Origin of the sequence: Janthinobacterium sp. P210005 (genome assembly GCF_036231865.1) — a bacterium.
Taxonomy (GTDB): Bacteria; Pseudomonadota; Gammaproteobacteria; order Burkholderiales; family Burkholderiaceae_D; genus Janthinobacterium; species Janthinobacterium kumbetense.
On the sequence record NZ_JAZARC010000001.1, the window covers coordinates 1,186,844 to 1,205,772 of the forward strand.

An 18,929-nucleotide genomic window follows, 5' to 3' on the forward strand; every position below is an offset into this window, starting at 1 on the left:
CCAAAGATAGCACCCACGAATCGATGACGCAAGCGATTTGATTGCCTGTGGCGGCGAAGGAACACGATGGGGGCATGGCTGGGAACGCGGATGAAAAGGCGCCGCCCTCCCCCGGCAAACGCAGGGGCGGGCGGCGCTGCTCGAAAAACGACTTACTGGACCACGGTATAGCAAGGCACGTACGCCGTGCCCGCCAATTTCATGCGGTGCTGCGCCACGAAGGAAGCGAGCAGCGCATCCATCGGGCCGGCGATGGATTTGTCGCCGTGGATCTCGAAATTGCCGTGCTTTTCGATCGAGCGGATGCCGTCATCCTTGACGTTGCCCGCCACCACGCCCGAGAACGCGCGGCGCAGCTGGGCCGCCAGCAAGTGCGTGGGCTGGTTCTTGTGCAGGCTCAGGTTGCGCATGTTTTCATGCGTGGGCTGGAACGGCTTCTGGAACTCGTGATCGATCTTCAGCAGCCAATTGAAGTAATACGCGTCGCTGTGCGCCTTGCGGAATTCGCGCACCTGGCGTATGCCTTCGAGCATTTCGCGCGCCACCAGTTCCGGGTCGTCGATGATGATTTTATAGCGCTGCTGCGCTTCCGGGCCCAGGGTATCGCTGATGAACTGGTTGATCTGCACGAAGTACTCGCGCGACGTTTCCGGACCCGTGAAGATCAGCGGGAATGGAATCTCGGCATTGTCCGGGTGCAACAAAATACCGAGGATGTACAGGATTTCCTCGGCCGTGCCGGCGCCGCCGGGGAAGACGACGATGCCGTGGCCCGCGCGCACGAACGCTTCCAGGCGCTTTTCGATGTCCGGCATGATGACGAGGTCGTTGACGATGGGGTTCGGCGACTCGGCCGCGATGATGCCCGGCTCGGTGATGCCGAGATACCGTCCATTGTGCAGGCGCTGCTTGGCGTGGCCGATGGTGGCGCCCTTCATGGGGCCCTTCATGGCGCCAGGGCCGCAACCGGTGCAGATGTCGAGGCCACGCAAGCCCAGCTGGTAGCCCACTTCCTTCGAATAATTGTATTCGGCGCGGTTGATCGAGTGGCCGCCCCAGCACACGACCAGGTTCGGGTTGAGCTGGGTTTGCAGCACGTTGGCGTTGCGCAGGATGTGGAAGACGGCGTCCGTCACGCCTTCCGTGCTCTGCAAGTCGAATTTCGGGTTGCCCGTGACTTCGTCGCTGACGAAGATGATGTCGCGCAGCACGGCAAACAGGTGCTCGTGGATGCCCTTGATCATCTTGCCGTCGACAAAGGCGATGGCCGGCGCGCCCTTGATGTCGAGCTTGATGCCGCGCTCGCGCTGGATGATGGAGATTTCAAACGACTGGTAGCGCTCCAGCAGGGCGCGGCCATCGTCGATGGTGCTGCCGCAATTCAGGACCGCCAGCGCGCAGCGGCGGAAAGTGTTGTACAGGCCGCCCTGGCTGGTGTCGAGCAGTTTGTTGACTTCAGTCTTGGAGAGCACGTCCAGGCGGCCTTCCGGTGAAACCAGAGTATCGATAACGTCGTGTTCCATAATGCGAAAAATCCCTTTAAAAATCGATGCTCGAAGGTCTTGCAGCCTCAATATACGACAAGTCAGGCAAGTTGTGCTGTGCCGCCGCAAAATCGCCGGGGCCGCCCTTGCCTGCAAACCGGTTTGACCAATATGAAACAGTCATTCTTGCTAATGCGAATCGAAATCTTCGCTCAGCGCAATTTGTAGATTAGAATGCCAGCCTATTGGAATTCCCGTGCGTGAGGTTCTTCATGAGAGTCCCCGCCGCCCGCAGGCTTCCATAAGTTCGTTGTATCGATTGACTATAATAATTTTTCAGGAGGAACCGCATGAGCGGTGCGACTACGCCCAACAAGGAAGCCGTTATTCCCGAGTTCAAGCAGATTATGGGCCATCCAAGCCCATTGTGGATGTTGTTCATGACTGAATTCTGGGAACGCTTCGCGTTCTACGGAGTTCGCTGGGCGCTGGTACTGTACATCGTGGCCCAGTTCCACGGCGGCGACGGTTCGGGACAGGCAGCGGCCAACCTTACCTACGGTTCCTTCCTCGCGCTGGTGTACGCCGGCGCCCTGTTCGGCGGTTACATCGCCGACCGGGTCATCGGTTACCAGCGCTCCATCCTGCTGGGCGCCGTCTTCATGGCTGCCGGCCTGTTCTGCATCTCGGTACCGAACCAGGACATCTTCAACCTGGGCCTGGCCACCATGATCGTCGGTAACGGCATGTTCAAGCCGAACATCTCGACCATGGTCGGCAAGCTGTACACGACGGCCGATCCGCGCCGCGACAGCGGTTTCACGATCTTCTACATGGGTATCAACATGGGCGCCATGGTCGCCCCTGTCTTTACGCAATGGCTGGCCGGGTCGATCTTCGGCACCAGCGACATGCCTGCGTACAAGATGGTCTTCATGGCGTCCGGTTTCGGCATGCTGATCAGCCTGGTATGGTTCGCCATCGGCCGCCGCGCCCTGAAGGGCATCGGCGCACCGGAAGCCGGTGCCGGCAGCCCGATGCGCGTCGTCTGGGTGGCCGTCGGCTCCCTGTGCGTGATCCCGCTGATGTACTTCCTGCTGACCGTCGGCGCTGAAAAGCTGCAAATCGTCCTGACCGTGCTGTTCGTCGGCCTGGCCGTGATGCTGATGATCGAAGGCATACGCAACGGTAAAGTGGCGCGCGACCGCGTCATCGCCATGCTGCTGATCTTCGTCTTCAACATCCTGTTCTGGATGTTCTTCGAACAGGCAGGCAGCTCGTTTACCTTCCTGGCCGACAAGATCGTCAACCGCGACCTGGGCTTCGCCATCTTCCCGACCGCCTACTTCCAGACCGTCAATTCGGTCGCCATCATCGTCTTCGCGCCGATCATCGCCGCCGTCTGGGTCTTCCTGGCGCGCCACAACGTCAATCCATCGATCCCGCGCAAATTCGGCCTGGGCTTGCTGGGCAATGCGCTGGCCTTCGGCCTGCTGATCTTCGCACTGTCGAGCCTGGTTGGCGCCGACAACAAGATCCCGTTCTGGACCCTGGCGACCGTGTACATGCTGCAATCGATCGGCGAGCTGTGCCTGTCGCCTATCGGCCTGTCGATGGTCACCAAGCTGGCGCCAGTACGCCTGGTCGGCCTGGGCATGGGCGGCTGGTTCCTGTCGACCGGTATCGGCAACAACCTGTCCGGCATCTTCGCCAGCCACGTCAGCGGCGAAAGCGGCATGTCGGTACAGTCGGCCCTGTCCGGCTACACCTTCGGCTTCTGGTCCCTGCTGGGCGCCGGCGTGATCCTGTTCCTGATCGCACCGCTGATCAACAAACTGATGCACGGCGTGAAGTAAGCGTCTTGTTGTAGATCAAAACGGCGGCCTGCGGGCCGCCGTTTTTCATTCCAGCAGCCGTTTTCCCCGTGCCGGACGGTACAATACCGCCAGGGCCAGCGGCCATCCACCCACATTACTGAAAAATCCCATGTCCAGCATCTCCACCACCACGCCCCTCTCCGACGACGAATACGCCGAACTCGACACCCTGCTGGCCGCGCCCGTCCTGGCCAGCCGTGCCATGGACGTGTCGATGCTGGAAGGTTTTCTCACGGCCGTCGCCCTGAGTCCGAAACAGATCGCGCCGGAACAATGGCTGCCCTGGGTCTGGGACAAGGCGGCCGGCAGCGCCTCGCCAGCACAGGACGAGGCCAGCGAACGGGCGGCCAGCCTGGCGCAGCGCCACCACGCCTACATGGTCGAATGGCTGGCGAAGGACCCGGACAGCTTCGAGCCCATCTACGTCTGCGGCCCCGAATGGAGCGTGCCCGCCTGGTGCGCCGGTTTTGTCCTTGGCACGAGCCTGGACAAGCCCCAGTGGGCGGCCCTGGCCGTCAGCCACCCGGAGTACCTGGCGCCGTTCCAGTACCTGGCCACGGCCAGCGAACTCGACGACGATGCGGCCGAAACGGCCATGGATGGCGTGATTCCGTCCGTGATCGCCATCAACGCGGCCTGGGCGCGCCAGCGCCACCTGAAAAGCCAGGCCCAAAGCCAGCCCGGCGCCACCGTCCTGCGCGAAGTGCCGAAGACGGGCCGCAACGACCCGTGCCACTGCGGCAGCGGCAAGAAATACAAAAAATGCTGCGCCGACGCCGATAGCGCGGCCACCTAAGGCGACTCCTCCTTGCGCCAGCTGCTGACGGCCATCCTGCGCTTCCTGCTGCGCCACGCGCTGCAGTTCGCGCTGTTCATCGCCATCCTGCTGGCCGGACGCCTGCTGCTGGCCGAATGGCGCGCCTACAGCGCCGGCAGCGAAGCCGTGGCCGCGCTCAAGCTGGCCGCCGACGGCGCCGACAGCCATGGCGCCGGCCTGGCCGCTGCCGCCACGGCGCGGGTCAACGCCCTGCAAACGGCCTCGCACACGGCCATCGCCGCGCGCCTGGCGCAAGTGCAGGCGCAATTGGCGGCCTTGCGTGCGCGGCAGCAAGCGTCGCTGTTCACCCTTCCCCTGCCCGACGCGAACACCCTGGCCCGGCATGCGCAGGAGGAAGCGGCGCGCCGCGTGGAGATCGAAGTGCTGGCGCAGGAAGCCCGCTATCTGACGGCCCTGCAAGCGGCGGTCAGCGGCGAAGATGCGCGGCATACGCTGGCGCGCCTGCACGCGGAACATGTGGGCGCGTATGCTGCGCTGCAAAATAATCTGCGCCAGCGCCGGCAACTGGAAGCACAGCACCCGCTGGCGGCGCGCCTGCCCGGCAGCGACGCCTACGCGCAGCTGTCGCAGCTGGAAGCGCAAGGCCAGCGTTTGCGCGAGATCAACCTGCAAGCGTACCAGGCCTGGGCGGCGCAGCGCGCCCGCACCGGCAACGCCGCCCGCCCCGCCCCATTTGCCATCGACGAGCAAGCCTTGAGCGCCGCCCTGGCGCCCGTGCAAAAGGCCATCGCGGCGGGCGAAGGACAACTGGCGCGCAACTGGATCGGGCGCTGGCGCGCGCCCGTCATGGACGTGGCGCCCACGGCCGCCCTGCTGGTGCTGTCGGCCATCCTGCTGCCCGCCGCCATCAAGGCCTTCTTTTACTTCGTGCTGGCGCCCGTCGCTTCCCGTTTGCCGCCGCTGTCGATCGCGCGCGAACTGCAGGTCGCGGGCAGCTCCCTGCCACCGCCGCCACAGGGCGAATCGCGCATTTCCGCCGTCTCGCAAGGTTTGCTGCTGCAGCCCGGCCAGCAGATGCTGATCCATCCCGAATACCTGCAATCGTCGCCCGTCAGCAGCACCAAGCGCACGCAATGGCTGCTGGACTGGCGCTTCCCGTTCACCAGCCTGGCCGCCGGCATGGTGGCGCTGACCCGCTTGCACAGCGACGAGGAAGCGTGCGTGACGATATCCGCCAGCGACGACCCGCTGCTGGAAGTGGCCGTCGTCCACCTGCCGGCCGGCAGCGCATTGGTCTTCCAGCCGCGGGGACTCGTGGGCCTGGTCTGCGACTCGAATCAGCCGCTGGCGATATCGAGCCACTGGCGCCTGGGCAGCCTGCATGCCTGGCTCACCCTGCAGCTGCGCTTCATCGTCCTTCGCGGCCCCGTCACCCTGCTCGTGCGCGGCTGCCGCGGCGTGCGCCTGGAGCGGGCCGGCCAGGGGCGCTCCATCAGCCAGTCCGCCACCCTGGGTTTCACCACCGACGTGCTGTACTCGACCCTGCGCAGCGAAACCTTCGTCCCGTATCTGCGCGGCCAGCAAGCCTTGCTCAACGACCGCTTCGACGGCGAGCACGGCGTCTACCTGTACGAAGAAACTCCGCGCCACGGCAAGCAGCCGGGCAAGGTGGGCAGCTGGTTCGAGGGTTTCACCGATGCCATATTGAAAGTGTTCGGCATCTAGCCGCGAAAATACGATGGACGATTTCCTGTTTGCCGATTTCCTCGAGGACCATGCAGCGTATGCGGCGGCAGAGGCCTGGTGGCAGGCGCGCCTGGCCTTCCTCGACGGCCAATGCACGCCGTATCTGCGCACCGCGTTCGCCAATGGCCAGCCGTTTTATGACGGCAATCCCATCGTCAACATGGCGGACCGGCACGCCGGCAAGGCGGCACGCATCGTGCAGCAATGCCCGCATGAATGCGGCCACGGCTACACAAGCTTCGAACAGGCCATCAAGCTGGCCGGCGACGACGGGCACCGCCCGGCACGGGAAAAAATCATCGTGCTGACCCTGACGCAGGCAACGGCGCAGAGGGCCGAAGCGGAATTGCGCGCCTGGTTCGCGCCTGCGTAAGGCTGCGCGCTACCAGAGGTAGGCCACGCGCACGCCGACATTGCGCTGTTCGCCGTAATTGCAGGCCCGCGCCGAGAAACACGAGGCGACATGGTATTTGTCGAACAGGTTCTTGACCGTCATGCTCACGCTCAGGCCGCGCCAGTCGCTGCGCGCCTGCCCCAGGTCATAGCGCAGCGACAGGTCGGCCAGGGTGAACGCCGGCACCTGGAAGGTGTTTTCCGCGTCGCCCCAACTGGCGCCCACGTGGCGCACGCCGGCGCCGGCCGACAGGCCGCGCAAGCCGCCAACGAAGGCGTAATCGGCCCACGCGGAAGCCATCTGCCGGGGCACTTCATACGGCGACTTGCCTTGCACGTTCGTGCCCCACATGTCCGGATTCGCCCTCGTCACCTTCAGGGGGTTGTAAGTGAGGGACGCCAGCAGTTTCAGCTGGCTGCCCGGCTGCGCCGCCACTTCCAGTTCGATGCCGCGCGAGCGCACCTCCCCCTGCTGGATGGAGAAATTCGGGTCGTCCGGGTCCGTCGTCAGCACGTTCTGGCGGCGCAGTTCGAATGCGGCGGCCGTCACGGACAGGTGCGCGCCGGGCGCGTACTTCACGCCGACCTCCACTTGCCGCGCCGTTTCCGGCTCGAACGGCCGCTCAAGGCGGTCGGCGCCGGAAACGGGCGAAAACGATTCGCTGTAGCTGGCGTAAGGCGCCAGGCCGTTCGCCGCCAGGTAGGTGATGCCGGCGCGGCCCGTGAATGCCGTGCGTTTGCGCACCGTCGTGGTCGACGGCGATACCAGCAGATTGCGCTGTTCCTGGCGCGTCCAGTCCTGGCGCCCGCCCACGGTGAAGACCCATTGACGGTACTGCATGCGGTCTTGCAGGTAGGCGCCCAGCTGCCGGTTGTGCTCGCGGCGCAGGGCATCGGGCGCCAGCGCCGCCAGGTCCAGCGCGCCGCCGTAGACGGGGCGGTAGATATCGATCTGCGGACCGTCGGCGATATACGAGCTGAACGAAGTACTGCTGCGGCTGTAATCGATGCCGGCAACCACCTCATGGCGCAGCGCGCCCGTCGCCACCTGACCCGTCACGCTGGTATCGAGCGAGTACACGCTGCCCTTGCCGTCGCGCGTATCGATCTCGCGGTTGGTGACTGCATGGTCGATTAAGTTGCCGTAACGAAACATGTACTGTTCATGGTTATTCGCGTGCAGGAAGCGGAAGTTCTGCCGGAGCGTCCACCCGCTGTCGAACGTGTGGCGCGCCGCGTAGCCCGCCGACGCGACGCGCGTTTCCTCGTGGTCGAAGCCGGGCTCGCCCAGGAATCGCGTCAGCGGCAGGCGGCCGTTGGGATTGCTGCCGTTCAAGGCTTCCCACTGCACGTTCGACGATTGCATGGCGCGATTCTGCTGGAAAAAGCCCAATAAGGTGATGCTGGTGCGGGCGCTCGGCGCCCACGTCAGGCTGGGCGCCAGATAGTAGCGGTCGTCCTGCATGTAGTCGATCTGCTGGTCCGCCTGGCGCGCCAGCCCCACCAGCCGGTACTGCAGGCTGCCGTCGTCGGCCAGCTTGCCGCCCACGTCGAGGGCCAGCTGCTTGCGCGCATAGCTGCCGAGCGACAGTTCGACCTGGTTTACCTGGTCCGCCGCGGGGCGCTTGGCGACGAAATTGACGATGCCGCCCGGCGCATTCTGGCCGTACAACACGGACGAAGGCCCCTTCAGCACTTCCACGCGCTCGGCGCCGTACGGCTCCACGCCGAAAAAGCCCAGCGTCCCCATCGGCATCAGGCGCATGCCGTCCAGGTAGAACGCGCCCGAAAACTGGCTGAAGCCCCGTACCGACAGGCTATCGTCGGCAGGATTGGCGCCTGCCGTGTTGCTGCGCAAGCCGGCCGTGTACTGGATGGCGTCGTTCAGGGTGCGCACGCCCTGGTCATCCATGCGGTCGCGCGTGATGACGGAGACCGATTGCGGCACTTCCAGCAGGGAAGCGTCGGTCTTGGTGGCCGTGCTGGCCCGCCGCGCCACATAGCCGCTGGCCTTGCCCCACGGGTTTTCTCCTTCCGCCTGCGCGCTGATGGTCACGGGCGCCATCATCTGCACGCCATCCGCCGCCGCGCCGGCAGCGGATGCGGCGGCGGCACGCAGCGCATAGCCGCCGCCTGCCGTGCGCATGGCAGCGAGCCCGGTGCCGGCCAGCGCCCGCGCCAGCGCGTCGTCCACCGTGTAGCTGCCAGTGACGCCGCCGCTGCGCAGCCCTTCCGTCGCGGCCGAGCCAAAGGCGATCAGCAAGCCCGCTTCACGTCCCAGGCGGTTCAATGTCGCTTCCAGCGGCCCGGCCGGGATGGCGTAATGGCGCAAGGACGCGGGCTGTCCGGCCGTTTGCGCCTGCGCCGGCGCGCCGGCCAGGCCGGCCAGTGCGCCCAGGCACAGGGCGTGCACCAGGCGGGCCAGCGGTGTCATGGCCAGCAAGCGCGTGGATGGGGGGAATGTACTGCGGTTGTTCATGGCATGCCTTCGTATCATGGGATGGGTGGAACGGGCCAATACCTGCGCCCTCACTTCCCTTGACAAGGCAGCGTGCAAAAACAGTCCATGTATTTTCAGTTTATTTTTTCGCCGCGCGCGGCCGCAAGGTGACCCAGTAGCGCGTCAGGTAATGCAGCTCGACGGGCAAGGCTTCCACCAGCGCCAATAGCACCCTGTCGGTATCGGCCAGCGGATAGGCGCCCGACACCAGCAGGTGCGCGAGCGCCGGATCGCATCCCAGGTGGCCGCGCCGGTGGCGCGACAACTCCAGCAGGAAATCGTCCAGGCGCATGTGCGCGGCGACCAGCATGCCGTCGGCCCAGGCACCGGCGCCGGCATCGAGCGCATGCGCCGCGCCCACGCCGTCGCGCGTAAAACTGCCCTCCTCGCCCGCCCGCAGCACGCATGGCTGGCCGTCGGCCGCCGCAGGCCGCAACTCGACGGCCCCCTCCAGCACGCCCACCTGCACGAAGCCCGCGTGCTGGCGCACGATGAATCGCGTGCCCAGCGCGCGCGCCGTGCCGTCGGCCGTGTGCACGCGGAAGGGCCGCTGCTGCGCATCGGGCGCCGTCTGCAGCAGCACCTCGCCGCGCAGCAGCTGCACCGCGCGCTCGCTGGCGTCATAGCGCAGCTGGATGGCGCTGTCGGTATTGAGCACCAGCGTGCCGCCGTCCGGCAGGCGCACCGTGCGCCGCTCGCCCGTGGCCGTGCTGGCATCGGCGTTCCACGACTGCCACGCCGGTGTCTGGCGCAGCATGGCGGCGCTGCCGCCCGCCACCACCAGCGCCGTGAGCAGGCGCACCGCGCGGCGCCGCTGCGCGCCTGCGGGCGCGGCCAGGGCGGCGCTGGCCAGCGGCGGCGGAATGCCGGCCAGCTGGCCGCTGACCGCTTCGATGCGCTGCCAGGCCCGCTCATGTTCGGCTTCCTCGGCGCGCCAGCGCTGCCACGCCTGCAGCTGTGCGGCAGTGGCGTCACCGCCCTGCAGCGCCAGCCACCACTGCACGGCCCGCCGCGCCACGGCGGGCGCCACGCTTGCGGCGACACCCGTTCCGTCCAGGGCGAGGCTTGCCTCTTCATCCATCATGCTGCTCCGGGAAAAAGCAGCGCAGGGCCGCCCTGGCCAGATGGCGCTTGACGGTGGACAGGGAAATGCCCAATTCGGCGGCGACCTCCTGCTGCCCCATGCCGTCGAGCTGCACCAGCAAAAAGGCTTGCCGCGCCTGCGCCGGCAGCCCGGCCAGGCGCCGGTCCAGCTCCACCAGCCGTTCGAGGAACATCAGGCGCACTTCGGGCGACGGCGCCACCGGCTCCGGCATCAGGGCAAGGGCGTCGAGGTAGGCTTGCTCGATGGCGCGCCGGCGCACATGGTTGATCAGCAGGTTGCGGGCGATCGTCGTCAGGTAGGCGCGCGGCTCCTGCACGCCCTGCATGCCCTGCGGCGCGAGCACGCGCAGGAAGGTGGCCTGCGCCAGGTCGGCCGCGTCGAAGGCGTTGCCCACCTTGCGCTGCAGCCAGCCGCGCAGCCAGCCATGGTGCTGGCGATACAGAATGGCGATGTCATCGAAATCATGCAGGGAGACGTGGTCGGCGGACATGGAGCGGCGGGTCTGGCGGGCAGCGCAAACTTAATGAGAATTATTCTCAATTATAGGCAGAAGTGGGCATCTCGACAAGATCCGTGCCGACGATACCCGGCCCTGGCACTGGCTTCCGACGTAACAGCCGGTTCCGGTCTTGCGGTCCGCAGCGCCGATATCTCTCGCTTGCCGGGCCGCCAAAGTACGACGGGAGGAAGCCCGCAACCTGCGCGCTACGCCGCAATCGAATGCGACACGCTCAGCCACTCGCCCGGCTGCAAATTCGCCGCCGCCTCGCGCGTGGCCAGCACGCTGTCCGGGTCCAGGTCGGAGCGTTTCAGCTTGTAGGAATAGGCGAAATCATCGGCATCGAATGCCTGCCCCGCCTTCACGTAATACTTGAAGCCGACGAACGCGTCGGGATTGGTGACGACTGTGTATTCAAGCGTGACGCTGTTCATGGCGGGCCTCGTCGACAACGGTGAAGTGTCCATTATGCGTCAATTCCGGCGGCAGCGATGCGACGGCCAATCCTTGCGGCAAGTCAATAACCCTGCCGCCTGCCGGCGCTACAGTAGCCTGTGCCAACCAGCACGCCATCGCTGCCATTACGACCATTACTGCCATTACTGCCATGCGCACCTTGCTCAGGAAGATCAGGAACACGCTGTCGCCGCAGGCGAGCCTGCCGGCGGCGGCGCGCATGGAGCGGCTGTCGGACCGCCGCGGCCTGCCCGCCTTCGACCCCGGCCCGCAAGCCGTCGTCAAGGCCTGCACGGCCTGGCTATGCGCGGCGCAGGACCATTCCAGCTCAAACGACGGCGGCGTCGCGCGCGACTACAGCCTGGTCACAGGGTGGTCGAGCTCCTACCCGGAGACCACCGGCTACATCATCCCCACCCTCATCGCCCTGGCGCAGCGCACGGGCGATGAGGGTGGGGATGAGGCGCTGCACGGACGCGCGCGGCGCATGCTCGACTGGTGCCTGGCCATCCAGTTCGCGCAAGGCGGATTCCAGGGCGGGAAGATCGATTCGACGCCGCGCGTGCCCGTCACCTTCAATACGGGCCAGATCCTGCTCGGCCTGGCCGCCGGCGTAGCGGCGTACGGCGCAGCCTACGCAGACGCCATGCATCGCGCGGCAAGCTGGCTGCGCGACAGCCAGGATGCGGACGGCTGCTGGCGCCGCCATCCGACGCCGTTCGCCAGCGCCGGCGACAAGGCTTACGAAACGCATGTCGCGTGGGGCCTGTTCGAAGCGGACCGCGTCGCACCGGGCCACGGCTATGGCGCGGCCGGCTTGCGCCAGGTCGACTGGGCGCTGACCAAACAGCGCTCCAATGGCTGGTTCGCGTCGAACTGCCTGGACAACCCGCTCCTGCCCCTGACCCATACCATCGGCTACGCCTTGCGCGGCCTGCTCGAAGCGCACCGCTTTTCGGCCCGCGCCGACCTGCTCGACGCCGCCGCGCGCACGGGAACGAGCGTCGCCAGGGCCGTGGCGGCCGACGGCTACCTGGCCGGCCGCCTCGGTCCGGACTTCCAGCCGGGAGCGAACTACGCCTGCCTCACGGGTTCCGCGCAAAACGCGCATTGTCTGTTCCTGCTGTATCGGCTCACGGGTGAGCGGCCCTACCTCGACGCGGGGCGCCGCCTGAACCGCTACGTGCGGCGCGCGGTCAGCATCGACGGTCCCGCGCACGCGCGCGGCGGCGTCAAGGGCTCGTTTCCCGTCGATGGCGACTACGGTACCTGGGCTTACCTGAACTGGGCCGCCAAGTTCTGCATCGATGCCAATCTGCTGGAATTGGAGTTAGGTCATGCTTGACGGGGCCAGACGCGCCGCCAGGGCCGCGCTGGAAGCGTGGCGCCGCGCCGCCGGCGCGCGTCACGTGCGTCACAACGCGCCCCACGTGACGCGCGCCGGATTGGCCGCCGATCTTGCGCGGCTGGGCATCGCGCCGGGAGATACGCTATTCGTGCATTCTTCACTGAAAAGCCTGGGCTACGTGGAAGGCGGCGCGCTGGCCGTGGTCCATGCCCTGCAGGATGCCGTCGGCCCGCAAGGCACCCTGCTGCTGCCCGCCTACTACCTGCCCGGCGGCACCGTGCGCGCCGCCTGCGCCATGCCGGACTATGTGTTCGACCCGCGCCGCCACGGCACGCACATGGGCCGCCTGCCGGAAGCGCTCCTCGCCAGCGCCGATGTCCGGCGCAGCCTCCATCCCACCCATTCCGTTTCCGCGTGGGGCCGCCATGCCGCCGACCTCACCGAAGCGCATCACCGCGCGCCCTCGATCTTCGGCATGGGCTCGCCCTGGCAGCGCTTCATCGGTTGCGAGCAGGCGAAGGTGCTGGGTCTGGGTATTTCCATGGGGCCGGTGACGTTCTATCACGCGCTGGAAGACGCCATGGGCGAGACCTTTCCCGTACCCGTGTGGGAGGAAGAGACAAGGCTGCTCGCTTGCCTGGACCACGCCGGCCGGCGCTGGGACGTGCCCGTGCGCCCTTTCGATCCGGCCATCGCACGGCGCCGCATCGACCATCCCGGCCGGGAGGATCTGCGCGCGTACTTTCACCGGGAATTCGATGCCGCCGGCCTGCGCGTCAACGGGCAAGTGGGCGATGCGGCGTCGTGGTGCATACCCGCGCAGGCCTTTTATGACCACCTGCGCCAACTGGCGTCCGAGCACGTAACGATCTACGCGAGCGCGGCGCAACTGGCGGCGCGGCCCGTATCGCAGCCATCGCCTCATGCGCGCGCATAAAAAAACCGCCCGGATCGTTACGACACCGGGCGGTTTTCATGGGGTTGGCTATGACATCAAACCTGCGAACTGCCCGCTTTCTTCTCGCGCGCCACGATATACAGCAGCACGATGATGAGCGCATACGGCAGCAGCGACAACGCATCCGAGTGCAGGCCCGCGTAGAACGGGTTGCCATGCTCAGCCCAGTCGGCCATCATCTGGTCGAAGTGCGTCAGCACGCCGGCCGTGATCGCGATGATGATGCCGGCCAGCGCACCGCCGGCGATGTAGCCGGACGCCAGCAGTACGCCCGAGCTGCGGTCGCCCGCCAGTTGGCGCTCTTCTTCATTGAGCTTGGCGTTGTGTTCCAGCTTGTTGTTGCGGCGGTCCGCCAGCCAGCGCACCAGGCCGCCGACGAAGATCGGCAAGGTGGACGACAGGGGCAAATACACGCCCACGGAGAACGCCAGCGATGGAATGCCGGCCATTTCCAGCACCACGGCGATCATCACGCCGAACAGCACCAGGGTCCACGGCAGCTGCTGGTCGAGGATGCCCTTGATGATGTAGGACATCAGCACGGCCTTCGGCGCATCGTATTTTTTGACTTCCGAACCGTCGGGACGCTTGCTGTAATGGCCATTGATGCCCGGATCGACCAGGTAAGCCAGCTGGCCATCGTCCTTCACAAAATACTTGCCGGCCGGGCCGCCCACGGTATCCGTCTTTTGCCAGACTTTATACGTATTGTGGTCCGTCTCGGCTTGCGGGCCATGCAGCTCGCCCGTCACCGTCAGCTTCGACGCATCGACCGTCAGGCCAGGCGCCACTTGCGCGGCCGGCACATAGACGGTGCTCGCCTCGTTCAGTTTCAGCAGAATCGGACCGAGGATCAGGGCGGACGACAAGGCGCCCGCCAGGATCGCATACTGCTGCAGGCGCGGCGTGGCGCCCACCAGGTAGCCGGTTTTCAAGTCTTGCGACGTGGTGCCCGCATTGCTGGCGGCGATGCAGACGATGGCGCCCACCGACAGGGCCGTCACATAGTAACGTCCACCCGTCCAGCCCATGATGAGGAAGATCAGGCAAGTGAACAGCAAGGTGGCCACGGCCATGCCGGAGATCGGGTTCGACGACGAGCCGATTTCGCCCGTCAGGCGCGACGACACGGTGGCGAACAGGAAGCCGAAGACGAGGATCAGCAGCGCGCCGAGGAAATTCATGTGCAGCGGCGTGGCAAAGGTGATCACGGCGATGATGGACAGGCAGCCGATGACGACCCATTTCAGGGGGATGTCTTGGTCCGTGCGCAGGGTGGAGTCGCTCTTGACGCCCTTGCCGATGCCTTTCAGGCCGGCCGACAGGCTGCGCCAGATCATGGGCATGGCGCGCACCAGGGAAATCAGGCCGCCGGCGGCCACGGCGCCCGCGCCGATGTACAGCACGTAGGCGCTGCGCACGTCGTCGGCGCCCATTTCGCTGATCAACTTGGTGCCAGGCGAAAGCACGGTGGTCAGGCTGTCGCCGAAGAACTTGATCATCGGGATCAGGAGCAGGTACGACAGCACGCCGCCGGCCGCCATGGTGGCGGCGATGCGCGGGCCGATGATGTAGCCCACGCCCAGCAATTCAGGCGAAATCTCGGCGCCGATGGAGCCGCCCTTGAGCGGCGCGGCAAATTCCACGCCCGGCGTATCCTTCCAGCCCTTGAACGAGATATTGAACACTTTATACAGCAAGCCGACGGCGAAACCGCCGAAGATGATCTTCGCGCGGCGCTTGGCGTCCAGCGCGGCAGCCGAATCCTTCTCGATGCTTTCGCCCGCAGCGATGCGCGATTCTTCCGTGGCGGCCGCCTTGAGCACTTCGGCGCACGCCGTGCCTTCGGGGAATTTGAGTTCCTTGTGCTGGTCGACGATCATGGTGCGGCGCATGGGGATCATCATCAGTATGCCCAGCAGGCCGCCGAGGACGCCGACCAGCATGACTCTAGAGATTTCCAGGTCGAAGCCGAGAATCAGGATGGCGGGCATGGTGACGCCCAGGCCGAAGGCCAGCGATTCGCCGGCCGAACCGGCCGTTTGCGTGATGCTGTTTTCCAGGATCGACGAATCCTTGCCGCCCACCTTCTTGGCCAGGCCGAACAGGGTGATGGCGATCACGGCGACGGGAATCGAGGCGCTGACGGTCAGGCCCACTTTCAGCACCAGGTAGAGCGAGGAAGCGCCGAAGACCATCCCCAGGATGACGCCCATGAACAGGGCGCGGAAGGTCATCTCGGGCAGCTTCGCATCGGCCGGGATGTAGGGCCTCACGACGCTCGGTGTTGCATCTTTTGCCATGGATATTTCCTTAATTTTTAAAAATAAACAGCCCGGATTGACGCCCGGGCTATTTTCTTGAAGCCGAGACTATCGCACAGCCGCGTTTCGATGAAAAGGTTTTTTGCTCCCGGTCCCCGAGGCCCGCCCGCCGCCCTGCCCGCGCGGGAAGCGCCGGCGCATTGGTCTATAATCGCTGCCACCGTGCCTTGCACGCTCACGTGAGACTGCCTTGACTGCCAAACGAACCGGATTCCCCTGGCCTTCCCGCCGCGCCACCGTGCGCGGCTTCATCATCGCCGGCTGCGCCGCGCTGACCGCCGCCCTGCTGCTGGCCGCCTACCTGTTCCTGTATGTGCGCCCGCGCCTGCCCGAGCTGGACGTCATTACGGACTACCAGCCGAAGATCCCGCTGCGCGTGTACACGGCCGACAATGTGCTGATCGGCGAATTCGGCGAAGAACACCGCGACTTCGTACCGATTGCGCAAGTGCCGGAAATGATGAAAAAGGCCCTGCTGGCCATCGAGGATGGCCGCTTCTACGAACACCACGGCATCGACTTCGTGCGCGCCGGCGGCGCCGTGCTGTCGAATCTGCGCCACGGCTTCGGCCACGGCGGCGGCTCCACCATCACCATGCAGGTGGCGCGCAATTTCTTCCTGACGCGCGAAAAAGTCGCTTCGCGCAAGCTCAATGAGATCATGCTGGCCCTGAAAATCGAGTCGGCCCTGTCGAAAGACCAGATTCTCGAGCTGTACATGAACCAGATGTACCTGGGCCAGCGCTCGTTCGGCTTCGGCAGCGCGGCGCAGACGTATTTCGGCAAGCCCTTGTCCGAACTGTCGATCGCGGAAATGGCCATGCTGGCGGGCCTGCCGCAAAACCCCTCGCGCCACAACCCGATCAGCAATCCGAAAAAGGCGCACGCGCGCCAGCAACTGGTGTTGAAGCGCATGCGCGACCTCGATTACATCAGCGAAGGCCAGTACCAGCAGGCGCTGACGCAGCCGCTGCATATCAACAGCCGCGGCAAGCAGGGTTTCGACACGCACGCCGAATACGTGGCCGAACTGGCGCGCCAGGCCGTGTATGCGCAGTACAAGGAAGACAGCTATACCAGGGGCATCAGCGTCTACACGACGATCTTGAAGGCGGACCAGGATGCGGCCTACGCCTCGACGCGCCGCAACGTCATCGCCTACGACCAGCGCCACGGCTACCGCGGCCCGGAAACCTTCATCGACATGCCGGTCGACCCCGAGCAGCGCGACGACGCCATCGATGCTGCACTGCAAAAACGCCCGGACAGCGACGGCCTGATCGCCGCCGTCGTCACGGAGGTCTCTAGCGGCAAGGTGGTGGCCGACATCGGCGACGGCGACGCCAAGGCCATCACGGGCGAAGGCTTGCGCTTTGCCGCCCCCGCCTTGTCCGCCAAGGCAGGCGCCGGCATCAAGCTGCGCCCGGGCGCCGTGATCCGCATCACCCAGGACGCCAAGGGCAACTGGGCCATCACGCAAGTGCCGCTGGTGGCCGCCGCCTTCGTCTCGCTGGACGCGGAAACGGGCGCCTACCACGCCATGGTGGGCGGCTTCGACTACAACCTGCAAAAGTTCAACCACGTGACGCAAGCCTGGCGCCAGCCCGGTTCGGCCATGAAGCCCTTCGTGTATTCGGCGGCGCTGGAAAAAGGCTTTTCGCCGGCCACCCTGATCAACGACGTGCCCCTGGAAATGCAGGCGGGCGGCAAGGTATGGGCGCCGCAGAATGACGACTTCAAGTTCGACGGCCCGATCACCATGCGCTACGCGCTGGCGCAATCGAAGAACGTGGCCTCGGTGCGCATCCTGCGCGCGCTGGGCGTGTCGTACACGCACGACTTCATGGAAAAATTCGGCTTCGACCCGGCCCGCCAGCCCAGCAACCTGACGATGGCGCTGGGCACGGGTTCCGTCACGCCCGTGCAGATGGCGGGCGCCTACGCCCTGTTCGCCAATGGCGGCCACCAGGTGGCACCGTATTTGATCGACCGCATCGTCGACGCCAAGGGCGCGGTGCTGATGCAGACCAAGCCGCCCGCGCCGAACGACGAGAAGACCCTGGCGCTGGACCCGCGCAACGCCTTCGTGATGGACAGCATGCTGCGCGAAGTCACGCGCACCGGCACGGGCGCGGCGGCGACGAAAAAACTGGGCCGCAGCGACATCGCCGGCAAGACGGGCACTACCAGCGACGCCGTCGACGGCTGGTTCGCCGGTTATGGCGGCGGCATCGTGGCGGTGGCGTGGATGGGCTATGACGAACCCAAGTCCCTGGGCGGACGCGAATTCGGTTCCTCGCTGGCCATGCCGATCTGGATCGACTACATGCGCACGGCCCTGTCGACGCGCCCGCAAGTCACGCGCGCCGTGCCGGCGGGCCTGAGCCAGGTCGACGGCGAGTGGCTGTACGACGAATTCATCGACATGAACGGGATCAAGACGCTGGATATGGAGGCGGAGACGCCGACGGATCCGGCGGCAGTGCCGGAGACGGTGCCGGTGGAAACGAACTAGTGAAAAAGCCAGGAGCGATCCTGGCTTTTTTTTCGGCGGCCTTCTTACGGCGCCTTGACCATGCTCAGGTAGCCGCGCACCGTACTGACGACGCTATCGGCGAAATCGTCGACGTTGACCTTCGCTGCGCGGTACTTCCAGCGTTTCACGTACCAGTCCTGAAACAGGGCCAGGCAGTGCGCGGCCAGCAAGGTGGGATCGCCCTGCGGCTTCGGTTCGATTTCCCCGATGGTGGCGGCGATCAGGGTCTGCACGTACAGTTCCGAATTCTTCGCCATGCTGCGCTGCTCCACCTGCAGCACGCGCGAATCCATGAAGACAAAATAAAACCACGGCTGCAGCACTTCGGACAGGTAGATCGACGAACGTATCATCGCTTCCAGGCGGTCCAGCGGCGACTTCACGTCGGCAAACAGCAAGGGCAAGGCTTGCGTGGCGTGGCGCACCACGTCCTCGATCATTTCGGCCAGTTGATCCTTGCTGGTGATGTAGCCATACAGGCCGCCCATCGACAAGCCGGTCTCGCGGCATAAATCGCGCAAGCTCATGGCGCGGAAACCCACGTCATTGGCCAGGCGGAAGGTGGCGACGAAGATGCGTTCAAGATTTTCCAGCGCCGGCTTGCGGCGCTTGACGCCGATGCGCTCCGCGTGGCGGTCAAGAATATATTCCCAGATGTTTTCGCCATTTAAAGGCGTCATCTGCTGAAACTGTTCAAAATTAAAATGGGTCGACAAGTGCATTCCCAAGTAACGGTGTAGGAGCGATATCCATGCCATGCCGGTACGCGGCATTGCAAGATGGCGGGACGGCTGATGCCGGGCCGATTATAGCTCAGGAAAACAACTATTTGACTTTTCAACTATGCAATGGGCACATAAGCAACGCCAAATTCCCACAGTTATTGCGCTGCATCATGCAATTCAAATGCAATTTAAATCCAGCG

The 18,929-nt window shown here is 65.3% G+C and carries 14 protein-coding genes; 7 read left to right on the forward strand and 7 right to left on the reverse strand.

The window, feature by feature from the left end:
• Positions 1-152: 152 nt before the first annotated feature.
• Entirely contained in the window at positions 153-1,523 is a 1,371-nt protein-coding gene (ppnN, locus tag VPH40_RS05205; RefSeq protein WP_070254173.1) for a nucleotide 5'-monophosphate nucleosidase PpnN, read from the reverse strand.
• 368 nt (positions 1,524-1,891) lie between these two features.
• Between ppnN and VPH40_RS05210 the strand changes: the two genes are divergently transcribed.
• From VPH40_RS05210 to VPH40_RS05225, 4 genes are all read left to right on the forward strand, one after another.
• Positions 1,892-3,340, forward strand: a complete 1,449-nt coding sequence (locus VPH40_RS05210) for a peptide MFS transporter (RefSeq protein WP_442906633.1) — start codon at positions 1,892-1,894, stop codon at positions 3,338-3,340.
• 130 nt (positions 3,341-3,470) lie between these two features.
• The gene (locus tag VPH40_RS05215; RefSeq protein WP_328572884.1) at positions 3,471-4,157 is read left to right on the forward strand and encodes a UPF0149 family protein; all 687 of its coding nucleotides are present in this window, start codon (positions 3,471-3,473) and stop codon (positions 4,155-4,157) included.
• A gap of 12 nt (positions 4,158-4,169) precedes the next feature.
• Positions 4,170-5,864: a hypothetical protein gene (locus VPH40_RS05220; protein ID WP_328572885.1), complete on the forward strand. Its 1,695-nt coding sequence runs from the start codon at positions 4,170-4,172 to the stop codon at positions 5,862-5,864.
• 13 nt (positions 5,865-5,877) lie between these two features.
• Entirely contained in the window at positions 5,878-6,258 is a 381-nt protein-coding gene (locus VPH40_RS05225; protein ID WP_328572886.1) for a hypothetical protein, read from the forward strand.
• Positions 6,259-6,267: 9 nt separating this feature from the next.
• Here VPH40_RS05225 and VPH40_RS05230 read toward each other — a convergent pair whose 3' ends face one another.
• From VPH40_RS05230 to VPH40_RS05245, 4 genes are all read right to left on the reverse strand, one after another.
• Positions 6,268-8,757, reverse strand: a complete 2,490-nt coding sequence (locus VPH40_RS05230) for a TonB-dependent siderophore receptor (RefSeq protein ID WP_328572887.1) — start codon at positions 8,755-8,757, stop codon at positions 6,268-6,270.
• A 100-nt stretch (positions 8,758-8,857) separates the two neighbouring features.
• The gene (locus VPH40_RS05235; protein ID WP_328572888.1) at positions 8,858-9,862 is read right to left on the reverse strand and encodes a FecR domain-containing protein; all 1,005 of its coding nucleotides are present in this window, start codon (positions 9,860-9,862) and stop codon (positions 8,858-8,860) included.
• Entirely contained in the window at positions 9,852-10,373 is a 522-nt protein-coding gene (locus VPH40_RS05240) for a sigma-70 family RNA polymerase sigma factor (protein WP_328572889.1), read from the reverse strand. The genes VPH40_RS05235 and VPH40_RS05240 overlap by 11 nt, the downstream gene beginning before the upstream one ends.
• 215 nt (positions 10,374-10,588) lie before the next feature.
• The gene (locus tag VPH40_RS05245) at positions 10,589-10,816 is read right to left on the reverse strand and encodes a hypothetical protein (RefSeq protein ID WP_077405728.1); all 228 of its coding nucleotides are present in this window, start codon (positions 10,814-10,816) and stop codon (positions 10,589-10,591) included.
• A gap of 173 nt (positions 10,817-10,989) precedes the next feature.
• Between VPH40_RS05245 and VPH40_RS05250 the strand changes: the two genes are divergently transcribed.
• Together VPH40_RS05250 and VPH40_RS05255 are read left to right on the forward strand one after the other, a co-directional pair.
• The gene (locus VPH40_RS05250) at positions 10,990-12,183 is read left to right on the forward strand and encodes a hypothetical protein (protein WP_328572890.1); all 1,194 of its coding nucleotides are present in this window, start codon (positions 10,990-10,992) and stop codon (positions 12,181-12,183) included.
• Complete coding sequence (locus VPH40_RS05255; RefSeq protein ID WP_328572891.1) at positions 12,176-13,123, forward strand: AAC(3) family N-acetyltransferase; 948 nt, start codon at positions 12,176-12,178, stop codon at positions 13,121-13,123. Before VPH40_RS05250 ends, VPH40_RS05255 begins: the two co-directional genes overlap by 8 nt.
• Before the next feature lie 56 nt (positions 13,124-13,179).
• Here VPH40_RS05255 and VPH40_RS05260 read toward each other — a convergent pair whose 3' ends face one another.
• On the reverse strand, positions 13,180-15,447 hold the full coding sequence (locus VPH40_RS05260; RefSeq protein WP_328572892.1) for an OPT family oligopeptide transporter: 2,268 nt from the start codon (positions 15,445-15,447) through the stop codon (positions 13,180-13,182).
• 211 nt (positions 15,448-15,658) lie between these two features.
• Between VPH40_RS05260 and VPH40_RS05265 the strand changes: the two genes are divergently transcribed.
• Positions 15,659-17,983, forward strand: a complete 2,325-nt coding sequence (locus VPH40_RS05265) for a penicillin-binding protein 1A (RefSeq protein ID WP_328572893.1) — start codon at positions 15,659-15,661, stop codon at positions 17,981-17,983.
• Positions 17,984-18,027: 44 nt separating this feature from the next.
• On the opposite strand, the gene VPH40_RS05270 is transcribed toward VPH40_RS05265, so the two are convergent.
• Positions 18,028-18,684 (reverse strand): TetR/AcrR family transcriptional regulator, encoded by a 657-nt coding sequence (locus VPH40_RS05270; RefSeq protein WP_052140174.1) that lies wholly within the window; start codon positions 18,682-18,684, stop codon positions 18,028-18,030.
• Positions 18,685-18,929: the final 245 nt, after the last annotated feature.